This window comes from Micromonospora sp. NBC_01405, from assembly GCF_045040155.1.
Taxonomy (GTDB): domain Bacteria; phylum Actinomycetota; class Actinomycetes; order Mycobacteriales; family Micromonosporaceae; genus Micromonospora.
Map to the genome: position 1 here is coordinate 3,287,086 of NZ_CP109532.1, position 18,044 is coordinate 3,305,129.

An 18,044-nucleotide genomic window follows, 5' to 3' on the forward strand; every position below is an offset into this window, starting at 1 on the left:
ACCCTGCTCGAAAGGAATGTGGGACGTGGCCAAGCAGATCATTCACAAGCTGGTCGATGACCTGGACGGCGGGGACGCTGACGAGACAGTCAAGTTCGCGCTCGACGGTGTTCAGTACGAGATCGACCTCTCCAAGGCGAACGCCGAGAAATTGCGTGGTGCTTTCGCACAGTACGTCGCCGCGGGCACCAAGGTGGGCCGGGGTGGCGTGGTGGTCGGCGGCCGGGCCGCCCGGGGCCGGGGCGGCGCCACCGCCGATCGCGAGCAGAACAAGGCGATCCGGCAGTGGGCCAAGGGGAAGGGCAAGGACATCTCCGACCGGGGGCGCATCCCCCAGGAGATCGTCGACGAGTTCCACGCCACGCGCTGAGCGAGGGACGCCGCGGGGTCACGGCCGGGTGCCGAAGGGCGTGCCGGGGGATCTCGGGGGCGGACCCGACACGGGGGACGCGGGCGACACCGACGCCGGACCGGAGCATGTCTCCGGCCCGGCGTCGCCGTTCCCGGGCCTGGCCTCCTCGGCGTCCCGGCGGCTTGTCGGGTGGGAAGAGCCGGGACGGTCCGGGCGTTGTCCACAGCCGGTGGAGAATCTGTCCACAGCCTGTGGACAACCGCCCGTCGGGGGCGACCGGAGCCGCCGCAGGGCCCCGGAGGGGCCTGTGGGGGCCGCGGAAGCCGGCCCGGCCGGCGGTCCGAATTTCGCTCTGCGCGTACAGCCGGGGGTACCGGAACAGCGCCTGAGCGCGGACGGTTGTCAGAAAGGACGCTTGCCGGGCTCCCGCCGAGGACACACGACCTCAGCGGAGTCGGTCCGCGGCGATAGAGTAAGGAGGCACGGACGCCCATCCCGGACGTCCGCGCACCGGCCCCGCCGAGATCTGACATCAAGGCGCACGGCACGTGAGGAGCACGAGGGCATGTTCGAGCGGTTCACCGACCGAGCGCGACGGGTTGTCGTCCTGGCCCAAGAAGAGGCCCGGATGCTCAACCACAACTACATCGGGACGGAACACATCCTGCTGGGCCTGATCCACGAGGGTGAGGGTGTCGCGGCAAAGGCCCTGGAGAGCCTCGGCATCTCCCTGGAGGGCGTCCGTCAGCAGGTCGAGGAGATCATCGGCCAGGGCCAGCAGGCGCCGAGCGGGCACATCCCGTTCACGCCTCGGGCGAAGAAGGTGCTGGAGCTGTCGCTGCGCGAGGCGCTGCAGCTCGGCCACAACTACATCGGCACCGAGCACATCCTGCTCGGCCTGATCCGCGAGGGCGAGGGTGTCGCCGCCCAGGTCCTCGTGAAGCTCGGCGCTGACCTGAACCGGGTCCGCCAGCAGGTCATCCAGCTGCTCTCCGGCTACCAGGGCAAGGAGCCGGCCGCCGCCGGGGCCGCCCCGGGCGAGGCCGCGCCGTCGACCAGCCTGGTGCTGGACCAGTTCGGCCGGAACCTGACCCAGGCCGCCCGCGAGGGCAAGCTCGACCCGGTCATCGGGCGCGAGAAGGAGATCGAGCGGGTCATGCAGGTGCTGTCCCGCCGCACCAAGAACAACCCGGTCCTGATCGGTGAGCCCGGCGTCGGCAAGACCGCCGTGGTGGAGGGCCTGTCCCAGAAGATCATCAAGGGCGAGGTGCCCGAGACGCTGAAGGACAAGCAGCTCTACACCCTCGACCTCGGCGCGCTGGTCGCCGGCTCCCGTTACCGCGGTGACTTCGAGGAGCGGCTGAAGAAGGTCCTCAAGGAGATCCGCACCCGCGGCGACATCATCCTGTTCATCGACGAGATTCACACCCTCGTCGGAGCGGGTGCGGCCGAGGGCGCGATCGACGCGGCGAGCATCCTGAAGCCGATGCTGGCCCGGGGTGAGCTGCAGACCATCGGCGCGACCACCCTGGACGAGTACCGCAAGCACCTGGAGAAGGACGCCGCCCTGGAGCGGCGGTTCCAGCCCATCCAGGTGGGTGAGCCGTCGCTGGCCCACACCATCGAGATCCTCAAGGGCCTGCGCGACCGCTACGAGGCGCACCACCGCGTGTCGATCACCGACGCCGCCCTGGTGGCCGCCGCGACCCTGGCCGACCGCTACATCTCCGACCGCTTCCTGCCGGACAAGGCGATCGACCTGATCGACGAGGCCGGTGCTCGGATGCGGATCCGCCGGATGACCGCGCCGCCAGACCTGCGGGACTTCGACGAGCGGATCGCCCAGGTCCGCCGCGACAAGGAGTCCGCGATCGACGCGCAGGACTTCGAGCGGGCGGCCCAGCTCCGCGACAAGGAGAAGCAGCTCCTCGGCCAGAAGGCGCAGCGGGAGAAGGAGTGGAAGGCCGGCGACCTGGACGTCGTCAGCGAGGTCGACGACGAGCAGATCGCCGAGGTCCTCGGCAACTGGACCGGCATCCCGGTCTACAAGCTGACCGAGGAGGAGACCTCCCGCCTGCTGCGCATGGAGGACGAGCTGCACAAGCGCGTCATCGGCCAGGAGGACGCGGTCAAGGCGGTCTCGAGGGCGATCCGGCGGACCCGGGCCGGCCTGAAGGACCCGAAGCGGCCGTCCGGCTCGTTCATCTTCGCCGGCCCGTCCGGCGTCGGTAAGACCGAGCTGTCCAAGGCGCTCGCCGAGTTCCTGTTCGGCAGCGAGGACGCCCTGATCCAGCTGGACATGTCCGAGTTCCACGACCGGTACACGGTGTCCCGGCTCGTCGGCGCCCCTCCCGGCTACGTCGGTTACGACGAGGGCGGGCAGCTGACCGAGAAGGTGCGCCGCCGGCCGTTCTCGGTGGTCCTGTTCGACGAGATCGAGAAGGCCCACCCGGACGTCTTCAACACCCTGCTCCAGATTCTGGAGGACGGGCGTCTGACGGACGGTCAGGGCCGGATCGTGGACTTCAAGAACACGGTCATCATCCTGACCACCAACCTGGGCACCCGTGACGTGGCCAAGGCGGTGTCGCTGGGCTTCCAGGCGTCGGACGACTCCGAGTCCAACTACGACCGGATGAAGCAGAAGGTCAACGACGAGCTGAAGCAGCACTTCCGGCCCGAGTTCCTGAACCGGATCGACGACACCATCGTCTTCCACCAGCTGCGTCAGCAGGAGATCCTGTCGATCGTGGACATCATGATCGCCCGCATCGAGGGCCAGATGCGCAACAAGGACATGGGCCTGGAGCTGACCGACAACGCCAAGAAGTACCTGGCGCTCAAGGGCTTCGACCCGGTGCTCGGGGCGCGTCCGCTGCGTCGGACGATTCAGCGCGACATCGAGGACAACCTGTCCGAGCGGATCCTGTTCAACGAGCTGACCCCGGGTCAGATCGTGGTCGTGGACTGCGAGGGCGACCCGAACAACATCGACAAGTCCCATCTCGTCTTCCGGGGCACCGACCGGCCGGACGCCGTGCCGGACGCCGTCCCGGCGGACCTCGGCGGTACCGCCGCCGCGGGCGCGGACGAGTAGGCGACAGCGCTGAGGTAGACGACAGCGTAGAGGGCGACGGCCCCGGTCGGCGAGAGCCACCGGGGCCGTCGCCTTTCGTCGTGCCGTTCCCACCCCCGACGGATCGTCCAGGGGCGGCGGGTCGGGCCCCGGCCGGGTCGGTGGGTCAGCCGCCCGTGGGCAGCGCCGGTGCCGTGGGGCCGTCGCCAGCCAGGCGGAACTTCGCCTCGCCGACAGGCTCCACCAGGCCGTCGGTGACCAGCCCGGCCAACGCCCGGGAGCGCTGCACGTCGTCAGTCCAGACCTGGTCCAGCCGCTGGTGCGGCACCGGGCCGGTGGCCTCCCGCAGCACCGCCAACAGCAGTCCGCGTACCTGCCGATCGGTGCCGGCGTACCGCTGGGGCCGGCGGGTCGGGCCGGCCGGGGCCGCCTGGCCGGACGCCCGCCAGGCGCAGACGGACTCCACCGGGCACCCCGGGCAGCGGGGCGAGCGGGCGATGCAGACCATTGCCCCCAGCTCCATGAACGCGGCGCTCGCCAACGCGGCGGCGGCCGGCTCCGAAGGCAGCAGCTCCTCGGTGGCCACCAGGTCGGCGGGGCGGGTGGCCGGGCCGGCGTCCGGCTCCCCGGCGATCGCCCGACAGACCACCCGACGCACGTTGGTGTCCACCACCGGGTGCCGCTGACCGTACGCGAAGACGGCCACCGCGCGGGCCGTGTAGGTGCCCACGCCGGGCAGCGCCAGTAGCTGGTCCAGCCGGTCCGGCACCGCGCCGCCGTGCCGCTCGACGATCGTCACCGCGCAGTCGCGCAGCCGCACCGCCCGACGGGGATAGCCGAGCCGCCCCCACATCCGGATTGCCTCGGCGGGCGTGTCGGCGGCCATCGCGGCGGGGGTCGGCCAGCGGGCCAGCCACGCCTGGAATGCCGGCAGCACCCGTACCACCGGCGTCTGCTGGAGCATGACCTCGCTGACCAGGATCGCCCATGCGCCCACACCGGGCGCCCGCCACGGCAGGTCGCGGGCATTCTGCTCGTACCACCGGCTGACCAGGGTGGCGAAAGTGGGTTCGGACATCGCGTCGCCGATCATGTCACGGGCGATCTTCCCGCAGGTTGGGCGGGCCGGGCGGGGCGGTGCGGGGGACGGGACCGGATCGGGCAGAATGCCCGGATGAACGAGCTCGCGATCACCGTCATCGGCCGGGACCGGCCCGGCATCGTGGCCGACGTCGCCGAGGTGCTCGCCCGGCTCGGCGCGAACCTCACGGACTCCACGATGACCCGGCTGCGGGGTCACTTCGCGATGACCCTGATCTGCGTCGGTCCGGCCGCTGCCGACGTCGAGGCCGGGCTGGCCCCGCTCGCCGCCGACGGTCAGCTCCTGGCCACCGTGCGGGCGGTCACCCCCGACGGCGCGACGCCGCCGACCGGTGAGCCGTACGTGCTCTCGGTGCACGGTGCGGACCGGATGGGCATCGTCGCGGCGATGACCCGGGTGCTGACCGACGTGGGCGGCAACGTCACCGACCTGAGCACCCGGCTGACCGGCTCGCTCTACGTGGTGGTGGCCGAGGTCGAGCTGCCGCCGGGTTCCTCCGACGAGGTGGCCGGCCGGCTGGCCCGTAAAGCCGCGGAACTCGGCGTCGGGGTCAGCCTCCGCCCGGCGGACTCGGACCTGCTGTGACCGCGGAGTACGTCGGCCTCGGCGACTGGACAGCCGAGGCGCTGGCGGTGCCCGGCGAGGTACGTCCGGTGGTCTCCGCCCCGGACCCGGTGCTCGGCAGGCCCGGGTCGGAGGTGGACCCGATTTCCGACGAGGTGGTCCGCCTCGCCGCTGACCTGGTCGCCACGATGCGCGTCTCGCCGGGCTGCGTGGGCCTCGCCGCGCCCCAGGTCGGCGTGAGCGCCCAGATGTTCGCGGTCGACATCACCGGGCACCCGAAGGCGGTGACCGTGCACGGAACCTTCGTGCTGTGCAACGCCCGGGTGGTCGAGGCGAGCCGGTGGAAGGCGGGCCGGGAGGGCTGCATGTCGGTGCCCGATCTGACGGGCGACGTCAAGCGGGCCAGCCGGCTGGTCGTCGAGGGGGTGCTCCCGGGCACCGGCGCGCCGGTGCGGCTGGTCACCGACGGGTTCGAGGCGCGGGCGTTGCAGCACGAGATCGACCACTGCGCCGGCCTGCTCTTCCTCGACCGGGTGGCCGGTGCGCACGCGATCTACCAGCGCAAGGTGTACCTGTGAGCCTGGCCGGGCGGGGCCTGGGCCGGGAGGCGGCCCGCCCGGCGTCGCCGGCGGACCGGGGCGGGCGGCCGTCGTGAGTGGAGAGTCGTACCGGTGACCGGAGGGTGGTCCGGCGCGTCGCGCCGGACGAGGGTGGGGCACGCCGTTACGGTGGAGGCATCATGCGTCTGACGGTCGGCCCCCTGCCATCCGCTGTGTACTGGCGGCGTCGTGCCGTCGTGGTCGGAGCGGGGCTTCTCTTCCTGATTGTCCTGCTCTATTCCTGCAACAATGCGGGTAACACCGGCACCACCCCGCAGTCGAAGGCGACACCGACGCCGACTGCGGCCCCGGCTGCCGGCGACCCGTCCGCAGCCCCGGACCCGAGCGGCTCGGTGCTGCCCTCGCAGACCGGCACCCCTGGCGGCCCGGATGACTCCGGCAGCAACGCCGGCTCGTCCGGCGCTCCGCGCGACCCGGGATCCCCGGCCGGTCCGGGCGGGAACGACGCTCCGGCAGCCCCGGGCACCGACGTCGGGGCATGCACCGACGCAGAGATCTCGGTGACGCCGGTGGCGGCGCCGTCGTCGGCGCAGCGGGGCGCCGTGGTCAGCCTCCATCTCAAGATCAAGAACAGGTCGAACCGCACCTGTAGCCGGGACGTCGGCGCGGACTTCCAGGAGCTGTACGTGAAGTCCGGCGCGGAGAAGGTCTGGTCCTCCGACACCTGCGGCAACGTGAAGGGCTCGGACGTGCAGTCGTTCACCCCGGGCTTCGAGCGGTCGTACCAGGTGGACTGGAACGGCAAGGACACCAGCCGCTGCAAGGACGGGCTGGCGAACGGCCCGTTCCCGCCGGCCGGGAGCTACCAGGTCTTCGGGCGGCTGGACACCAAGCTGAGCGAGCCGGTGAAGTTCACCGTCACGGGCTGAGCCGAACGGCCCGCCGTGCGGGTCGGGCCAGGCGGGTCGGGCCAGGCGGGGCGGGTCAGGCGGGTCAGGCGGGGCGGGTCAGGGCGGGTCAGACGTAGCGCTCCAGGATGGACGCCTCGGCGAGCCGGGACAGCCCCTCCCGGACGCCCCGGGCCCGGGCGTCACCGACGCCCTCGACGGCCTGTAGGTCCTCCACGGTGGCCCCGAGCAGCCGCTGGAGGCTGCCGAAGTGCAGCACCAGCCGGTCGACGATCGCCACCGGCAGGCGGGGGACCTTCGCCAGCAGCCGGAACCCGCGCGGGCTGACCGCCGCGTCCAGCGCGTCGGAGGCCGCCGGGTAGCCGATCGCCTTGGCCACCGTGACCAGGTCGATCAGCTCGGTGGAACCCAGCAGGTCCAGCTCGACCAGCGCCTCGTCCAATGTGCGGGGCTTGCGGCCGGTGGGCAGGTAGTCCCGGATGACCAGGGTGCGGTCGGCGTCCACGCCGGCCATCAGCTCGTCGAGCTGGAGGGCGAGCAACCGGCCGTCGGTGCCCAGTTCCACCACGTACCCGGCGATCTCGTCGGCGATCCGGCGGACCATCTCCAGCCGCTGCACCACCGCCACCGCGTCCCGGACGGTGACCAGGTCCTCGATCTCCAGGGCGGACAGGGTGCCGGAGACCTCGTCGAGGCGCAGCTTGTAGCGCTCAAGCGTGGCCAGGGCCTGGTTGGCCCGGGACAGGATGGCCGCCGAGTCGTCCAGCACGTGCCGCTGGCCGTTGACGTAGAGGCTGATGATCCGCATCGACTGGCTGACCGAGATGACCGGGTAGCCGGTCTGTCGGGCCACCCGCTCGGCGGTGCGGTGCCGGGTGCCGGACTCCTCGGTGGGGATCGACGGGTCCGGCATCAGGTGCACGGCGGCCCGGACGATCCGGGTGCCGTCGCTGGACAGCACCACCGCGCCGTCCATCTTGCACAGCTCGCGGACCCGGGTCGCCGAGAACTCCACGTCCAGCGGGAAGCCGCCGGTGCACAGCCCTTCGACCACCTTGTCGTAGCCGAGGACGATCAACGCGCCCGTCCGGCCGCGCAGGATCCGTTCCAGGCCGTCACGCAGCGCGGTGCCGGGCGCCATGAGCGCCAGGTTGGCCCGTAGCGGGTCCCCACTCGCGCCGCTGGCGCTCCCGGTCACGCTGACGCTGATCGGACGGCCGGGCGAGCCCACGGCGCCGGTGCGGGCGTGGGGTGTCGCGCCGGCGGTTTTGCTGGCATCGCGGTCGATCGGCACCCGCACAGTCTACGGACTGGCGTGCGGTGGGTGCTGTCGTGGTTACTGTGATGTGTCACGACGGCACCCGATGGACCCGCCGGGCGCTCTGCCGCGCTTGTCCGGTATCGCACGGGCGGTCCTGCCCGGCCGCCACCGTCGGTCACTCCGCGGATGCGCGGGCGGCACACTGGAGCGCCGAGCGCACGTCGGTGACCTCCATCACCCGCATGTTCTCCGGGCCCGCCCCGACGCTCTCCGGGCCGCATCCGGTCGGGACGAGCGCCACCCGGAACCCGAGCCGGGCCGCCTCGGCCAGCCGGCGTGGCACCGCGCCGACCCGGCGCACCTCTCCGGTCAGCCCGACCTCGCCGATCGCCACCAGGTGCGGATTGATGGCCAGGTTGAGCCCGCCGGAGGCGACCGCCAGGGCGACCGCGAGGTCGGCCGCCGGCTCCACCACCCGGATGCCCCCGACGGTGGCCGCGAAGACCTCCCGGTCGTGCAGGGTCAGCCGTTCGGCGCGACGCTGGAGCACCGCCAGCACCATCGCCAGCCGGGCCCCGTCCAGCCCGGACACCGTGCGCCGGGGCGAGCCCGCGACCGTCGCGCCGATCAGCGCCTGGACCTCGGTGACCAGCGCCCGCCGACCCTCCATCGCCACCGTGACGCAGGTGCCCGGCGTCGGCTCCGAGTAGCGGGTCAGGAACAGCCCGGACGGGTCGGCGAGGCTGCTGATCCCGCCCTCGTGCATCTCGAAGCAGCCGACCTCGTCGGCGGCGCCGTACCGGTTCTTCACGCCGCGCACCATCCGTAGCGAGGAGTGCTTGTCGCCCTCGAAGTGCAGCACCACGTCGACCAGGTGCTCCAGCACCCGGGGGCCGGCCACCTGGCCGTCCTTCGTGACGTGACCGACCAGCACGGTGGCGAGGCCGCGCTCCTTGGCCACCGCGACCAGGGCGGCGGTGACGGCCCGCACCTGGGTCACCCCGCCGGGCACGCCCTCGGTGCCGGGGGTGGAGATGGTCTGCACCGAGTCGAGCACCAGCAGCCCCGGCTTCACCGCGTCCAGGTGGCCGAGGACCGCGCCCAGGTCGCTCTCGGCGGCCAGCCAGAGCTGGTCGTGCAGGGCGCCCATCCGCTCGGCGCGCAGCCGCACCTGGCTGACCGACTCCTCGCCGCTGACCACGAGCGACGGGCTGCCGGCGGTGGCCGCCCACTGCTGGGCCACGTCGAGCAGCAGCGTGGACTTGCCCACGCCCGGCTCGCCGGCGAGCAGCACCACGGCGCCGGGCACCAGGCCGCCGCCGAGCACCCGGTCCAGCTCGCTGACCCCGGTCGGCCGGGCCCTGGCGGGGGCGGCGCTGATGGTGGCGATGGGACGGGCCGGCTCGGCCGGCATCCGGGAGCTGACCACCCGGCCGGCGACGGTCGGACCGGTCACGGTGGACTCGACCACCGAGCCCCACTCGCCGCACTCCGGGCAGCGCCCCACCCACTTCGGGGGCTGGTGCCCGCAGGCGTCGCACTCGTAGGCCGGACGGGGCTCGCGGGCGGCCCGGCCCACGCGCGGGGTCGCTCGGGAGGAGGGTGTCGCTCGGGGCGTCGTCACACCGGAACGCTAGTCCCCCCGTACGACGAAACACCGCCGGCGTGGCGGGTGCCACGCCGACGGTGCCGTCGACGGTCGGTGGTGCGGGGCGTCAGCCGCCGTGGCCCGCGCCGGCCTCGGTGCCACCCTCCTGGCCGTGCGAGCCTTCGCGCTCGACGATCTGGGAGGGCTGCGGGAGCGGGGTCAGCGGGACGCCGATCGGGGCCGGGGTGCTGAGGGTCGTGCCGTTGCCGAAGTCGAAGGTCAGGTTGACCTGCTGGCCGACGAGCAGGTCCTCGTTCAGGCCGACGAGCTGAAGGGACCGGCCGCCCTGCACGTTGAGCTGGACGTAGCTGAGGGCCGGGATCTCGATCCGGGCCGGCTCGCCGGCGGGGGCGGACGGGCTGGCCGACGGGGACGGGCTCTCCGACGCGCCCTCGGACGGGGACGGCGAGCCGCCCTCCGACGGGCTGGCCGACCCGGACGGGCTGGCGCTGCCCGACGGCGACGCGCTGGCCGACGGCGACGCGCTGGCCGACGCGGACGGGCTGGCGGACCCGGACGCGCTGCCGGTGAGCACGATCTCCCGCGCGCTGTCCGTGGTGACGGTCACCGTCACCGGGCTTTGCGTGTCGTTGTAGAGCACCGCGTTGACGGCGGCGTTCCCGCCGGACTGGTAGTCGCCGCCGCCCGGGTACTCGACGTACAGGCCGCGGACCTTGTAGCCGTTTTCCGAAGTCTGGACGTTGACGCCCTGGACCGACGGGGTCTTGTTGGCGGTCTCGGCCACCTGGCCGGCGCCGCAACCGGTCGCCAGCAGGCCGGTCGCCGCCGCCACGCCGGACAGCAGCAGGGCCGCCCGCCGGGAACCCCTGATCGAGCGCGTCACGTCGGTCCTCCTCGTCACGATCCCCACCCGGCCGTCACCGGGCACGGTGGCCATACCCGCGCAGCCCGGCTTCAGGGTAGTTGGGGTTGATCGGGAGCCGCACGCCGACCCGGTACCACCACCTTCCCGGGGGCGCTCAGACCACCCGGCCGTTCGCCACCAGCAGCACCACGTCGATCAGCGCCACCAGCATCACCGCCCGGAAGGCGGCCACCCCCCGGCGGGCGCCGCGGCCGGCGTACCAGGTCAGGGGTGGCACCAGTGCGGCGGTCGCGACGGCCGACAGCCCGGCCCACGACGGCGGCCCGGGCGGCCCGACGACCAGGGTGACGGTCGCCGCGAGCAGTAGCCCGGCGGCGGCCACCCGGCTGCCCGCCGCGCCGAGCCGGTGCGGCAGCCCGCGCACCCCGGTCCGGGCGTCATCGGCCAGGTCCGGCAGCACGTTGGCGAAGTGCGCCCCGGCCCCGAGCAGGGCGGCGGCGGCGACCAGCCAGGCCGGCGGGGCGGGCGTGCCGGGCAGGGCCAGCACCACGAAGGCGGGCAGCGCCCCGAAGGAGACCGCATAGGGCAGCACCGAGACCCGGGTCGACTTCAGCGGCCAGTTGTAGGACAGCGCGGAGACCAGGGCCACGGCCGCCCAGACCGCCGCCGTCCGGTTGGTCGTCGCCGCCGCCAGTCCGAACGTGGCCAGGGCTGCCGCCCCTGCGGCCAGGCCGACCGCCCGTGTGCTGACCGCGCCGCTCGCGACCGGCTTGTCGGTACGCCCCACCGCGGCGTCCCGGTCGGCGTCCAGGTGATCGTTGGACCAGCCGACCGCGAGCTGGCTGGCGAGCACCGTCAGCGCCACCACGGCCACCCCGGACGGGCGGTGCCCCACTCCCTGGGCGAGCAGCCCGGCGACCACGGTCACCGCCACGGCGGGCTCGGGATGACTTGCCCTGACCAGCCCTAACACCGTCGTCGACATAAGGGAAGTCTGGTCGTTACCGTCCAGTCGTGCCACGCTCGTGCCATGCGCGACGGTTCGTCCCGGGTGTCCGACCGCCCCCGCCTGTTACCCCCGAACGATCCACGGCAGTACGACGACCTGGCCGACGAGTGGTGGCGTCCCGACGGGGCGTTCGCCATGCTGCACTGGCTGGCCCGGGCCCGGGCGGCCCTCGTGCCGCCGGCCGCCCGGCCCGACGCACTCCTGGTCGACCTGGGCTGCGGCGCCGGGCTGCTCGCCCCGCACCTGGCCGGCAGGGGCTACCGACACGTCGGGGTCGACCTCACCCGCTCGGCCCTGGCCCAGGCCGCGCGGCACGGGGTGACCCCCGTCAACGGCGACGCCACCGCCGTGCCGCTGGCCGACGGCTGCGCCGACGTGGTGGCCGCCGGTGAGCTGCTGGAGCACGTGCCCGACTGGCGGCGGGCGGTGGCCGAGGCGTGCCGGCTGCTCCGTCCGGGCGGGCTGCTGGTCCTGGACACCCTCAACGACACCGCGCTGAGCCGGCTGATCGCGGTCGAGATCGGCGAGCGGCTGCCGACGGTGCCCCGGGGCATCCACGATCCACGGTTGTTCGTGGACCACCGGGAGTTGGTCGCCGAGTGCGCCCGGCATGGCATCGACCTGCGGGTCCGGGGCGTCCGCCCGGGGCTGGTCGGGACACTGGCCTGGCTGCTGCGCCGGATCCGCTCCGGTGGTCGTCCACGGCCGACGACGGTCGGGCGGGCGCCACGGATCAGGCCGACCTGGTCGACTTCGGTGCTGTACCAGGGGCGGGGGGTCCGGCGCGGGTAGCCGGGTCGGTGTCGGGGTACTGGGGCGCCGGGAAGGGGCCACCCGAGGGTGCGCGTCGTGGGTGTCCCGCCCGCGACCCGGGCGGCGTCCCGGACCGCGGCGGCCGGCCCCTCGTTGGTGAACGTGAGGAAGGCGGTCCCGTGGTCGTCGGACGAAGGCGACACGGGGACGACATGGGGGTTCGCGGACGAGAGGTGGGGAACGTGGCCGTACCGGTGATCGCGGGCATGGGGACGGCGCAGCCGCCAGGTGCCGCGCAGGACGAGCTCTGGCAGGGCTTTTTCTCGAAGCAATTCTCCGGCCGGACCCGGGCGCTGGCGGAGCGGATCTTCGCCAACTCCGGGGTGGACCGGCGGCAGGCGGCGGTCAACCCGTTGCTGGAGGACGTCTCGGACTGGTCGACCGAGCGCCGGCTGCGCCGCTACCAGGTCGAGGCGCTGCCGCTGGGCAAGGAGGCGGTCGGCCGGGCGCTCACCGCCGCCGGTCTGGACGCCCGCGACATCGGCCTGTTCGTCGTCTGCTCGTGCACCGGGTACGCCACCCCTGGGCTGGACATCCTGCTCGCCCGGGACCTGGGCATGGCCCCGGACACCCAGCGCATGTTCGTCGGGCACATGGGCTGCTATGCAGCCCTGCCGGGGCTCGGCGCAGCCGGCGACTTCGTCACGGCACGGCAGCGCCCCGCGCTGCTGCTCTGCGCCGAGCTGACCAGCCTGCACATCCAGCCCGCCACGGCTCGGCTGGACACCCAGCAGATCGTCTCCCACGCGCTCTTCTCGGACGCCGCCGTCGCCGCCGTGGTCCTCCCCGGTGGCCGGGGGTACGCGCTGCGTGAGGTCACCTCGGTCACCGACACCTCCACGGCCGACCACATGACCTGGGAGGTCACCGACACCGGCTTCCGAATGGGACTGTCGCCGAAGGTGCCGCAGGTGCTCTCGACCCATGTCCGGGGTCTGGTCGACGGCCTGTTGGCCCGGCACGGCACCCGGCTCACCGAGGTGGACGGCTGGGCGGTGCACCCGGGTGGCCCGCGGATCCTCGACGTGGTGGAACGCGAGTTGGCGCTGCCGTCGCGGGCACTGGAAGCATCCCGGGCGACGTTGCAGGAGCACGGCAACTGCTCCTCGCCGACGGTGCTGCTGATCCTCGACCGGCTGTTGCGGGCGGCACAGCCGCCCGACCGGGTGCTGATGCTCGCCTTCGGACCGGGCCTGACCCTCTACGCGGCCCTCCTCGACCGCTCCGCCTGACCGGGTCGCCGCCCCGCTTGAGGCCCGGGCCGCGTTGCCTGACCGGCCCGGGCCGCGTTGCCTGACCGCGCCGCCGTCCGGCGGGGCTCTTGCCGGGTCTCGTGGTCGGCGGGGACTGGCTAGGCTCGACCGCGTGGTGGGCAGCGACGTGGTTGACCGGCTCCGGGGCGGAGGGCTCGCCGCGCTGGCCGTCCTCGTCGTGGCCGCCGGCACCGGATGGTGGCGGGCCGTGGCCCCTGCGGTCGATCCGACCGGCGGCCCCGCCACGGCGGCCGGGGACGACGAGCGGCGCGGCCCCGGTGACGGGACCCGGCGCACCGGGTCCGGGGCGACCTCCGGCGACCCGGGCCGGGTGCCCCGGGGCGACGAGCGGCTGGTCGTCACCGTCGACCGGGCCGGCCGCGTGACGTCCGGCGCCGTCATCGATCCGGCGACCGGGCGGTACGACGCGGGCACCGGCTACGGCGAGGTCCCCGACGGCGGGCTCGGTGGGGTGACCGGGAGCGTCTGGCAGGCCCGGCTGACGCTGCGTCCCGGCCAGCCCTCGCAGCGACGGGTCGTCGAGGCCACCACGCGAGTGCACCTGGTCCAGTACCGGTGCGTCGGTCCGGGGCAGCTCCTGCTGGTGACCGTCCGCTCCGGGCACCGGGACAGTCGTCGGGCGAACTGCGACGGTTCGGCCACGACGTGGCTGAGCCGCGGGAGCGGCCCGGTCCGGATCGAGCTGGCCGCCGCCGCCCCGGGGATCGTCCCGATCGTGGTCGACGCCCGGGTGGTGGCCCTGGCGTCCTGGTGAGCCAACGGTCAGGAACCGAGGCGGGCCAGGTCGGCGCGGTAGTCGTCGGCGGAGCGCAGGTCCGGCACCACCCGGACCGGGTTGCCGGTGCGGCCGACCAGCAGCGCGGTGGCGGTGCCGGGGCGGGGTGGCACGCCCAGGAACGCGCGCAGCCCGCCGCCCGGATCGGCGAGGGCGCGCACGGTCGCGCCGGCCGGCACCGGAGTGGGACGCAGCGCGCGGGCGCCGTGGACGGTGACCACGGTGACCCCCGACGGCGCGAGCGCGGCGGCCTCGGCCACCCGGTCGGGGCAGGGGCAGGCATCCACCAGGACGATCACCGCGGGGAGCAGCGCGCGCAACGACACGATCGAGTCGTCGGCGTCGACCAGTTCCAGGGCCGGCAGCGCGCGACCGGTCAGGTCGGTCGCCGTCGGGTACGGCACGACGGTGGGGCGGTCGCCTGAGCGGGGGGCGCGGGGCCAGGTGACGGCGAACAGCCCGGCGGTGGTGGTGAGCAACGCCACCAGCAGCACCAGCAGCGGCAGCCCGAGCGACATCCGGCCGTCCGGCCGGGAGGCCAGGCCGAGCAGCCGCCGCCACCGGCTCAGGCCGGCCTGCGGGCGTAGCTCGAGCCGGACCTGCGCAGCCTCCTCGGCCAGCGCGGACGCGTCGTCCGGCACCACCACCCGGCCCCACTCCGGGGGCAGGCCGGGGAGCCCGTCGGAGGGGCCGTGACCATCTGCGTCGGGCATGCCCATCGGACCCCCTCGAACCGGCTCGGTGTGCGGACAGCGGTTCGCCTCAAGGGTCCCGCACCGGCCCCTCCTCCCGCTACATCTGAGCGGGGCTGGTGCGGCCGGGCTACCATGGAAAGAGCGCATCGCCCACAAATCCACGCTCCGCCAACCCTCCACCGGGGGGTCACCTATCGGTTACGGAGCGTGTTCAGACCATCGGTTTGGCCGCCTGTCAAGCTGAAGAAAGACCTCTCACAGGGCCCCTGAGCTGCGCCAACGGTCAGGACAGCGGTGGGACATCGGTGCCTGAGCGTGTTACCCTAGACACAGCGAAAGGGGTTTCGAACCTATGGTTTTCAGTGTCGGCGAGACCGTTGTTTACCCCCACCACGGGGCCGCACTCATCGAGGCAATCGAGACTCGGGTCATCAAGGGCGAGCCCAGGGAGTACCTCGTCCTGCGGGTCGCGCAGGGTGACCTGACGGTCCGGGTGCCCGCTGAGAACGCCGAGATCGTGGGCGTGCGTGAGGTGGTCGGCGAAGAGGGCCTCGGCAAGGTCTTCGACGTTCTCCGGGCTCCGCACACCGAGGAGCCGACCAACTGGTCGCGGCGTTACAAGGCGAATCTGGAGAAGCTGGCCTCCGGCAACCCGCTGAAGGTGGCCGAGGTCGTCCGCGACCTGTGGCGTCGGGAGCGGGAGCGGGGCCTGTCCGCGGGCGAGAAGCGCATGCTCGCCAAGGCCCGCGACATTCTCGTCGGCGAGGTCGCGCTGGCCGAGAAGAGCACCAAGGACGGGGCGGAGACGTTGCTCGACAAGGTGCTGACCGAGGGCTAGTCCGCACAGCATCGTCGTACCCACCCCGCAGCAGAGAAACCCGAGGACCGCGACGTGACCGCGCAGCTCAATCCGCGCGGTGACGTCGCGGTCCTCGTGCCTGCGGCCGGTGCCGGCGTACGGCTCGGCCCGGGCGTCCCCAAGGCCCTGCGACTGCTCGCCGGGGAGCCGCTGCTCGTGCACGCGGTCCGCCGGATCGCCGCCGCCGGCTCCGTGCACACCATCGTGGTGGCCGCACCGGCCGGGGAGGTCGGGGCGGTCCGGCGGCTCCTCGCCCCGGTCGCCCCGGTGCTGGTCGTCCCCGGCGGGGCGGAACGGCAGGCGTCGGTGGCCGCCGCGCTCGCGGCCGTCCCCGCCGGCCCGGGGATCGTGCTGGTGCACGACGCGGCCCGTGCCCTGACCCCGCCCGATCTGGTCGAGTCGGTGGCCGGGGCGGTCCGCTCCGGGCACGACGCGGTGATCCCCGTCCTCCCCGTGGTCGACACGATCAAGGAGGTCGGTGCCGGCGAGGTGGTCCTCGGCACCGTGGACCGGTCCGCCCTGCGGGCCGTGCAGACGCCACAGGGGTTCCGCCGGTCGGTGCTGGCCGCCGCCCACGCGGCGGCCGGCGACCCGCTCACCGACGACGCCGGCCTCGTGGAGAAGCAGGGCATCCCGGTGGTGTGCGTCCCCGGCTCCGAGTACGCGTTCAAGGTCACCCGCCCGTTCGACCTGGCGCTCGCCGAGCACCTACTGGCCGTGGGCGCGTGACGCGTACCCTCGGTGCATGATCGTTCCTCGGGTGGCCATCGGCACCGACGTGCACGCCTTCGCGGCCGGCCGACCCTGCTGGGTGGCCGGCCTGCACTGGCCCGACCAGGACGGCCTGGCCGGTCACTCCGACGCCGACGTGGCCGCGCACGCGGCCTGCAACGCGCTGCTGTCCGCCGCCGGGCTGGGCGACCTCGGGTCGAACTTCGGGGTGGCCGAGCCGGAGTGGGCGGGCGCGTCGGGGGTGGCGCTGCTGACCGAGAGCGCCCGCCGGGTCCGGGCGGCCGGCTTCCAGATCGGCAACGTGTCGGTGCAGGTGATCGGCAACCGCCCGAAGATCGGGCCGCGCCGGGCCGAGGCCGAGGCGGTGCTGTCCGAGGCGGTCGGCGCCCCCGTCACCGTCTCCGCCGCCACCACCGACGGGCTGGGCTTCACCGGGCGCGGCGAGGGTTTGACCGGGATCGCGGTCGCCCTGGTCCACCAGGCCCCTGCCGCCTAGGCCCGCGATGTCCAGCGACGCCACCGCCGAGGGGTATCTCCAGCGCGCCCAGCTTCTGGCGGACCTCGGGCGCTACGACGAGGCGGCCGGCGAGGTCGGCTTCGCGTTGGCCCTGGAGCCGGCGAACGCCGGCGCGCTGACCACCCTCGGGCGCGTGCACCTCGCCGCCGGGCGGCCCGCCGAGGCGCGCGCCGCCGCCGACGCCGCCCTGGCCGTCGCCCCGGACGCGGTCGGCCCGCTGGTGGTGCGTGGGCTGGCGCTGGCCGACCTGGACGAGTACGCCGAGTCGGCGAGCATTGCCGACCGGCTCCTCACCGTCGGCCCCGCCGACGCGTACGCCCAGCGCAGCGCCGCCGCGATCCTGTCCGGCTCGCGCGGCGGGCAGGCGGCCCTCAACGCGGCCTGGCGGGGCGTGGAGTTGGCCCCGGAGGAGCCACAGGGGCACCTCGTCCTTGCCCTGGTCGCCGGCCGCCTGCGGCTCTACGACCTGGCCGAGCGGGCGTACCGGGAGGCGCTGCGGCTCGACCCGGAGCTGGCCGGGGCCGGCGACGAGCCGGGCATCGTCCGGCTGGAACGGCGCCGGTACGCCGAGGCGCTGGCGGAGCTGGCCGAGACCGTCCCGTTCATCCCAGCGCCGTCCGACCCGACCCGGAGCGGAGCCGACCCGCGTCGGGGCGAGGCCGACCCGCATCAGGACGGAGTCGACCCGCGTCGGGGCGCCACCGATGAGCTGCGCCGCCTGGTGCTGTACGGGGCGGGCTGGTCGCTCGTGGGCACCGTCCTGGTGGCGATCGCGGCGGCCGGCGCGGCCGGCCCGTCCCGCTTCCTCGCGGTGCTGGTGGCGCTGAGCGGGGCGTTGGTGGGCTGGCTGCTCGCGGCGCGGGTGCCGGGGCTGACCCGTACCGTGCTGCCGGGCCTGCTGCGCTCGGATCGGTCGCTGGCCCTGGCCGTGTACGGGGTGGCCGCCGCGCCGGTGCTGCTCGTGCTCTACGCGGTGGTCGGCACGCCCTGGCCGCTGGTGCTGACGATCGCCGTCACCGCCGTGGCCGAGTTGGCCGTGTTCTCCCGTACCGTGCGCTGAGGTCGTGGCCGGC

Annotated in this window: 18 protein-coding genes; 12 read left to right on the top strand and 6 right to left on the bottom strand. The window is 73.9% G+C overall.

All coding sequences use genetic code 11. From position 1 onward, the window contains the following. Positions 1-25: 25 nt before the first annotated feature. On the top strand, positions 26-370 hold the full coding sequence (locus OG559_RS13930; RefSeq protein WP_405115779.1) for an Lsr2 family protein: 345 nt from the start codon (positions 26-28) through the stop codon (positions 368-370). A gap of 547 nt (positions 371-917) precedes the next feature. Further along, on the top strand, positions 918-3,449 hold the full coding sequence (locus tag OG559_RS13935) for an ATP-dependent Clp protease ATP-binding subunit (RefSeq protein ID WP_405115781.1): 2,532 nt from the start codon (positions 918-920) through the stop codon (positions 3,447-3,449). A gap of 145 nt (positions 3,450-3,594) precedes the next feature. On the opposite strand, the gene OG559_RS13940 is transcribed toward OG559_RS13935, so the two are convergent. Then, positions 3,595-4,506, bottom strand: a complete 912-nt coding sequence (locus OG559_RS13940; RefSeq protein ID WP_405115783.1) for an A/G-specific adenine glycosylase — start codon at positions 4,504-4,506, stop codon at positions 3,595-3,597. Positions 4,507-4,602: 96 nt separating this feature from the next. Between OG559_RS13940 and OG559_RS13945 the strand changes: the two genes are divergently transcribed. The 3 genes from OG559_RS13945 to OG559_RS13955 all read left to right on the top strand — a co-directional run bounded on the left by OG559_RS13945 (position 4,603) and on the right by OG559_RS13955 (position 6,583). Next, on the top strand, positions 4,603-5,115 hold the full coding sequence (locus OG559_RS13945) for an ACT domain-containing protein (RefSeq protein ID WP_350881432.1): 513 nt from the start codon (positions 4,603-4,605) through the stop codon (positions 5,113-5,115). After that, on the top strand, positions 5,112-5,672 hold the full coding sequence (locus OG559_RS13950; protein WP_405115785.1) for a peptide deformylase: 561 nt from the start codon (positions 5,112-5,114) through the stop codon (positions 5,670-5,672). Before OG559_RS13945 ends, OG559_RS13950 begins: the two co-directional genes overlap by 4 nt. Before the next feature lie 161 nt (positions 5,673-5,833). Beyond that, positions 5,834-6,583 (top strand): hypothetical protein, encoded by a 750-nt coding sequence (locus OG559_RS13955; RefSeq protein WP_405115787.1) that lies wholly within the window; start codon positions 5,834-5,836, stop codon positions 6,581-6,583. An 88-nt stretch (positions 6,584-6,671) separates the two neighbouring features. Here OG559_RS13955 and disA read toward each other — a convergent pair whose 3' ends face one another. From disA to OG559_RS13975, 4 genes are all read right to left on the bottom strand, one after another. Beyond that, positions 6,672-7,856, bottom strand: coding sequence for a DNA integrity scanning diadenylate cyclase DisA (gene disA, locus OG559_RS13960; RefSeq protein ID WP_405115789.1), 1,185 nt, complete (start codon positions 7,854-7,856; stop codon positions 6,672-6,674). A 142-nt stretch (positions 7,857-7,998) separates the two neighbouring features. Further along, on the bottom strand, positions 7,999-9,447 hold the full coding sequence (gene radA / locus OG559_RS13965; RefSeq protein ID WP_405115791.1) for a DNA repair protein RadA: 1,449 nt from the start codon (positions 9,445-9,447) through the stop codon (positions 7,999-8,001). A 91-nt stretch (positions 9,448-9,538) separates the two neighbouring features. Further along, on the bottom strand, positions 9,539-10,315 hold the full coding sequence (locus OG559_RS13970; protein ID WP_405115793.1) for a hypothetical protein: 777 nt from the start codon (positions 10,313-10,315) through the stop codon (positions 9,539-9,541). 136 nt (positions 10,316-10,451) lie between these two features. Continuing rightward, positions 10,452-11,282 carry a UbiA family prenyltransferase gene (locus OG559_RS13975; RefSeq protein WP_396670576.1) on the bottom strand — a complete coding sequence of 277 codons (831 nt, stop codon included), beginning with the start codon at positions 11,280-11,282 and terminating at the stop codon, positions 10,452-10,454. Between the two features lie 45 nt (positions 11,283-11,327). On the opposite strand from OG559_RS13975, the gene OG559_RS13980 reads away from it, so the two are divergent. The 3 genes from OG559_RS13980 to OG559_RS13990 all read left to right on the top strand — a co-directional run bounded on the left by OG559_RS13980 (position 11,328) and on the right by OG559_RS13990 (position 14,147). Beyond that, the gene (locus tag OG559_RS13980; protein ID WP_405115795.1) at positions 11,328-12,098 is read left to right on the top strand and encodes a methyltransferase domain-containing protein; all 771 of its coding nucleotides are present in this window, start codon (positions 11,328-11,330) and stop codon (positions 12,096-12,098) included. A 194-nt stretch (positions 12,099-12,292) separates the two neighbouring features. Further along, the gene (locus OG559_RS13985) at positions 12,293-13,351 is read left to right on the top strand and encodes a type III polyketide synthase (RefSeq protein WP_405115797.1); all 1,059 of its coding nucleotides are present in this window, start codon (positions 12,293-12,295) and stop codon (positions 13,349-13,351) included. A 133-nt stretch (positions 13,352-13,484) separates the two neighbouring features. Beyond that, complete coding sequence (locus OG559_RS13990; protein WP_405115799.1) at positions 13,485-14,147, top strand: hypothetical protein; 663 nt, start codon at positions 13,485-13,487, stop codon at positions 14,145-14,147. Positions 14,148-14,155: 8 nt separating this feature from the next. On the opposite strand, the gene OG559_RS13995 is transcribed toward OG559_RS13990, so the two are convergent. Then, positions 14,156-14,887, bottom strand: a complete 732-nt coding sequence (locus tag OG559_RS13995; RefSeq protein ID WP_405115801.1) for a hypothetical protein — start codon at positions 14,885-14,887, stop codon at positions 14,156-14,158. Positions 14,888-15,215: 328 nt separating this feature from the next. On the opposite strand from OG559_RS13995, the gene OG559_RS14000 reads away from it, so the two are divergent. Genes OG559_RS14000 through OG559_RS14015 form a run of 4 tightly spaced genes read left to right on the top strand, consistent with a single transcriptional unit; the run spans position 15,216 to position 18,031 of the window. Further along, a complete protein-coding gene (locus OG559_RS14000; protein ID WP_350881453.1) occupies positions 15,216-15,701 on the top strand; it encodes a CarD family transcriptional regulator in 486 nt (161 codons plus the stop codon). A gap of 54 nt (positions 15,702-15,755) precedes the next feature. Beyond that, complete coding sequence (gene ispD, locus OG559_RS14005) at positions 15,756-16,451, top strand: 2-C-methyl-D-erythritol 4-phosphate cytidylyltransferase (RefSeq protein ID WP_405115803.1); 696 nt, start codon at positions 15,756-15,758, stop codon at positions 16,449-16,451. Positions 16,452-16,467: 16 nt separating this feature from the next. After that, positions 16,468-16,950 carry a 2-C-methyl-D-erythritol 2,4-cyclodiphosphate synthase gene (gene ispF / locus OG559_RS14010; protein WP_405115805.1) on the top strand — a complete coding sequence of 161 codons (483 nt, stop codon included), beginning with the start codon at positions 16,468-16,470 and terminating at the stop codon, positions 16,948-16,950. A gap of 7 nt (positions 16,951-16,957) precedes the next feature. Continuing rightward, positions 16,958-18,031, top strand: coding sequence for a tetratricopeptide repeat protein (locus OG559_RS14015; RefSeq protein WP_405115807.1), 1,074 nt, complete (start codon positions 16,958-16,960; stop codon positions 18,029-18,031). The last annotated feature ends 13 nt before the right edge of the window (positions 18,032-18,044 follow it).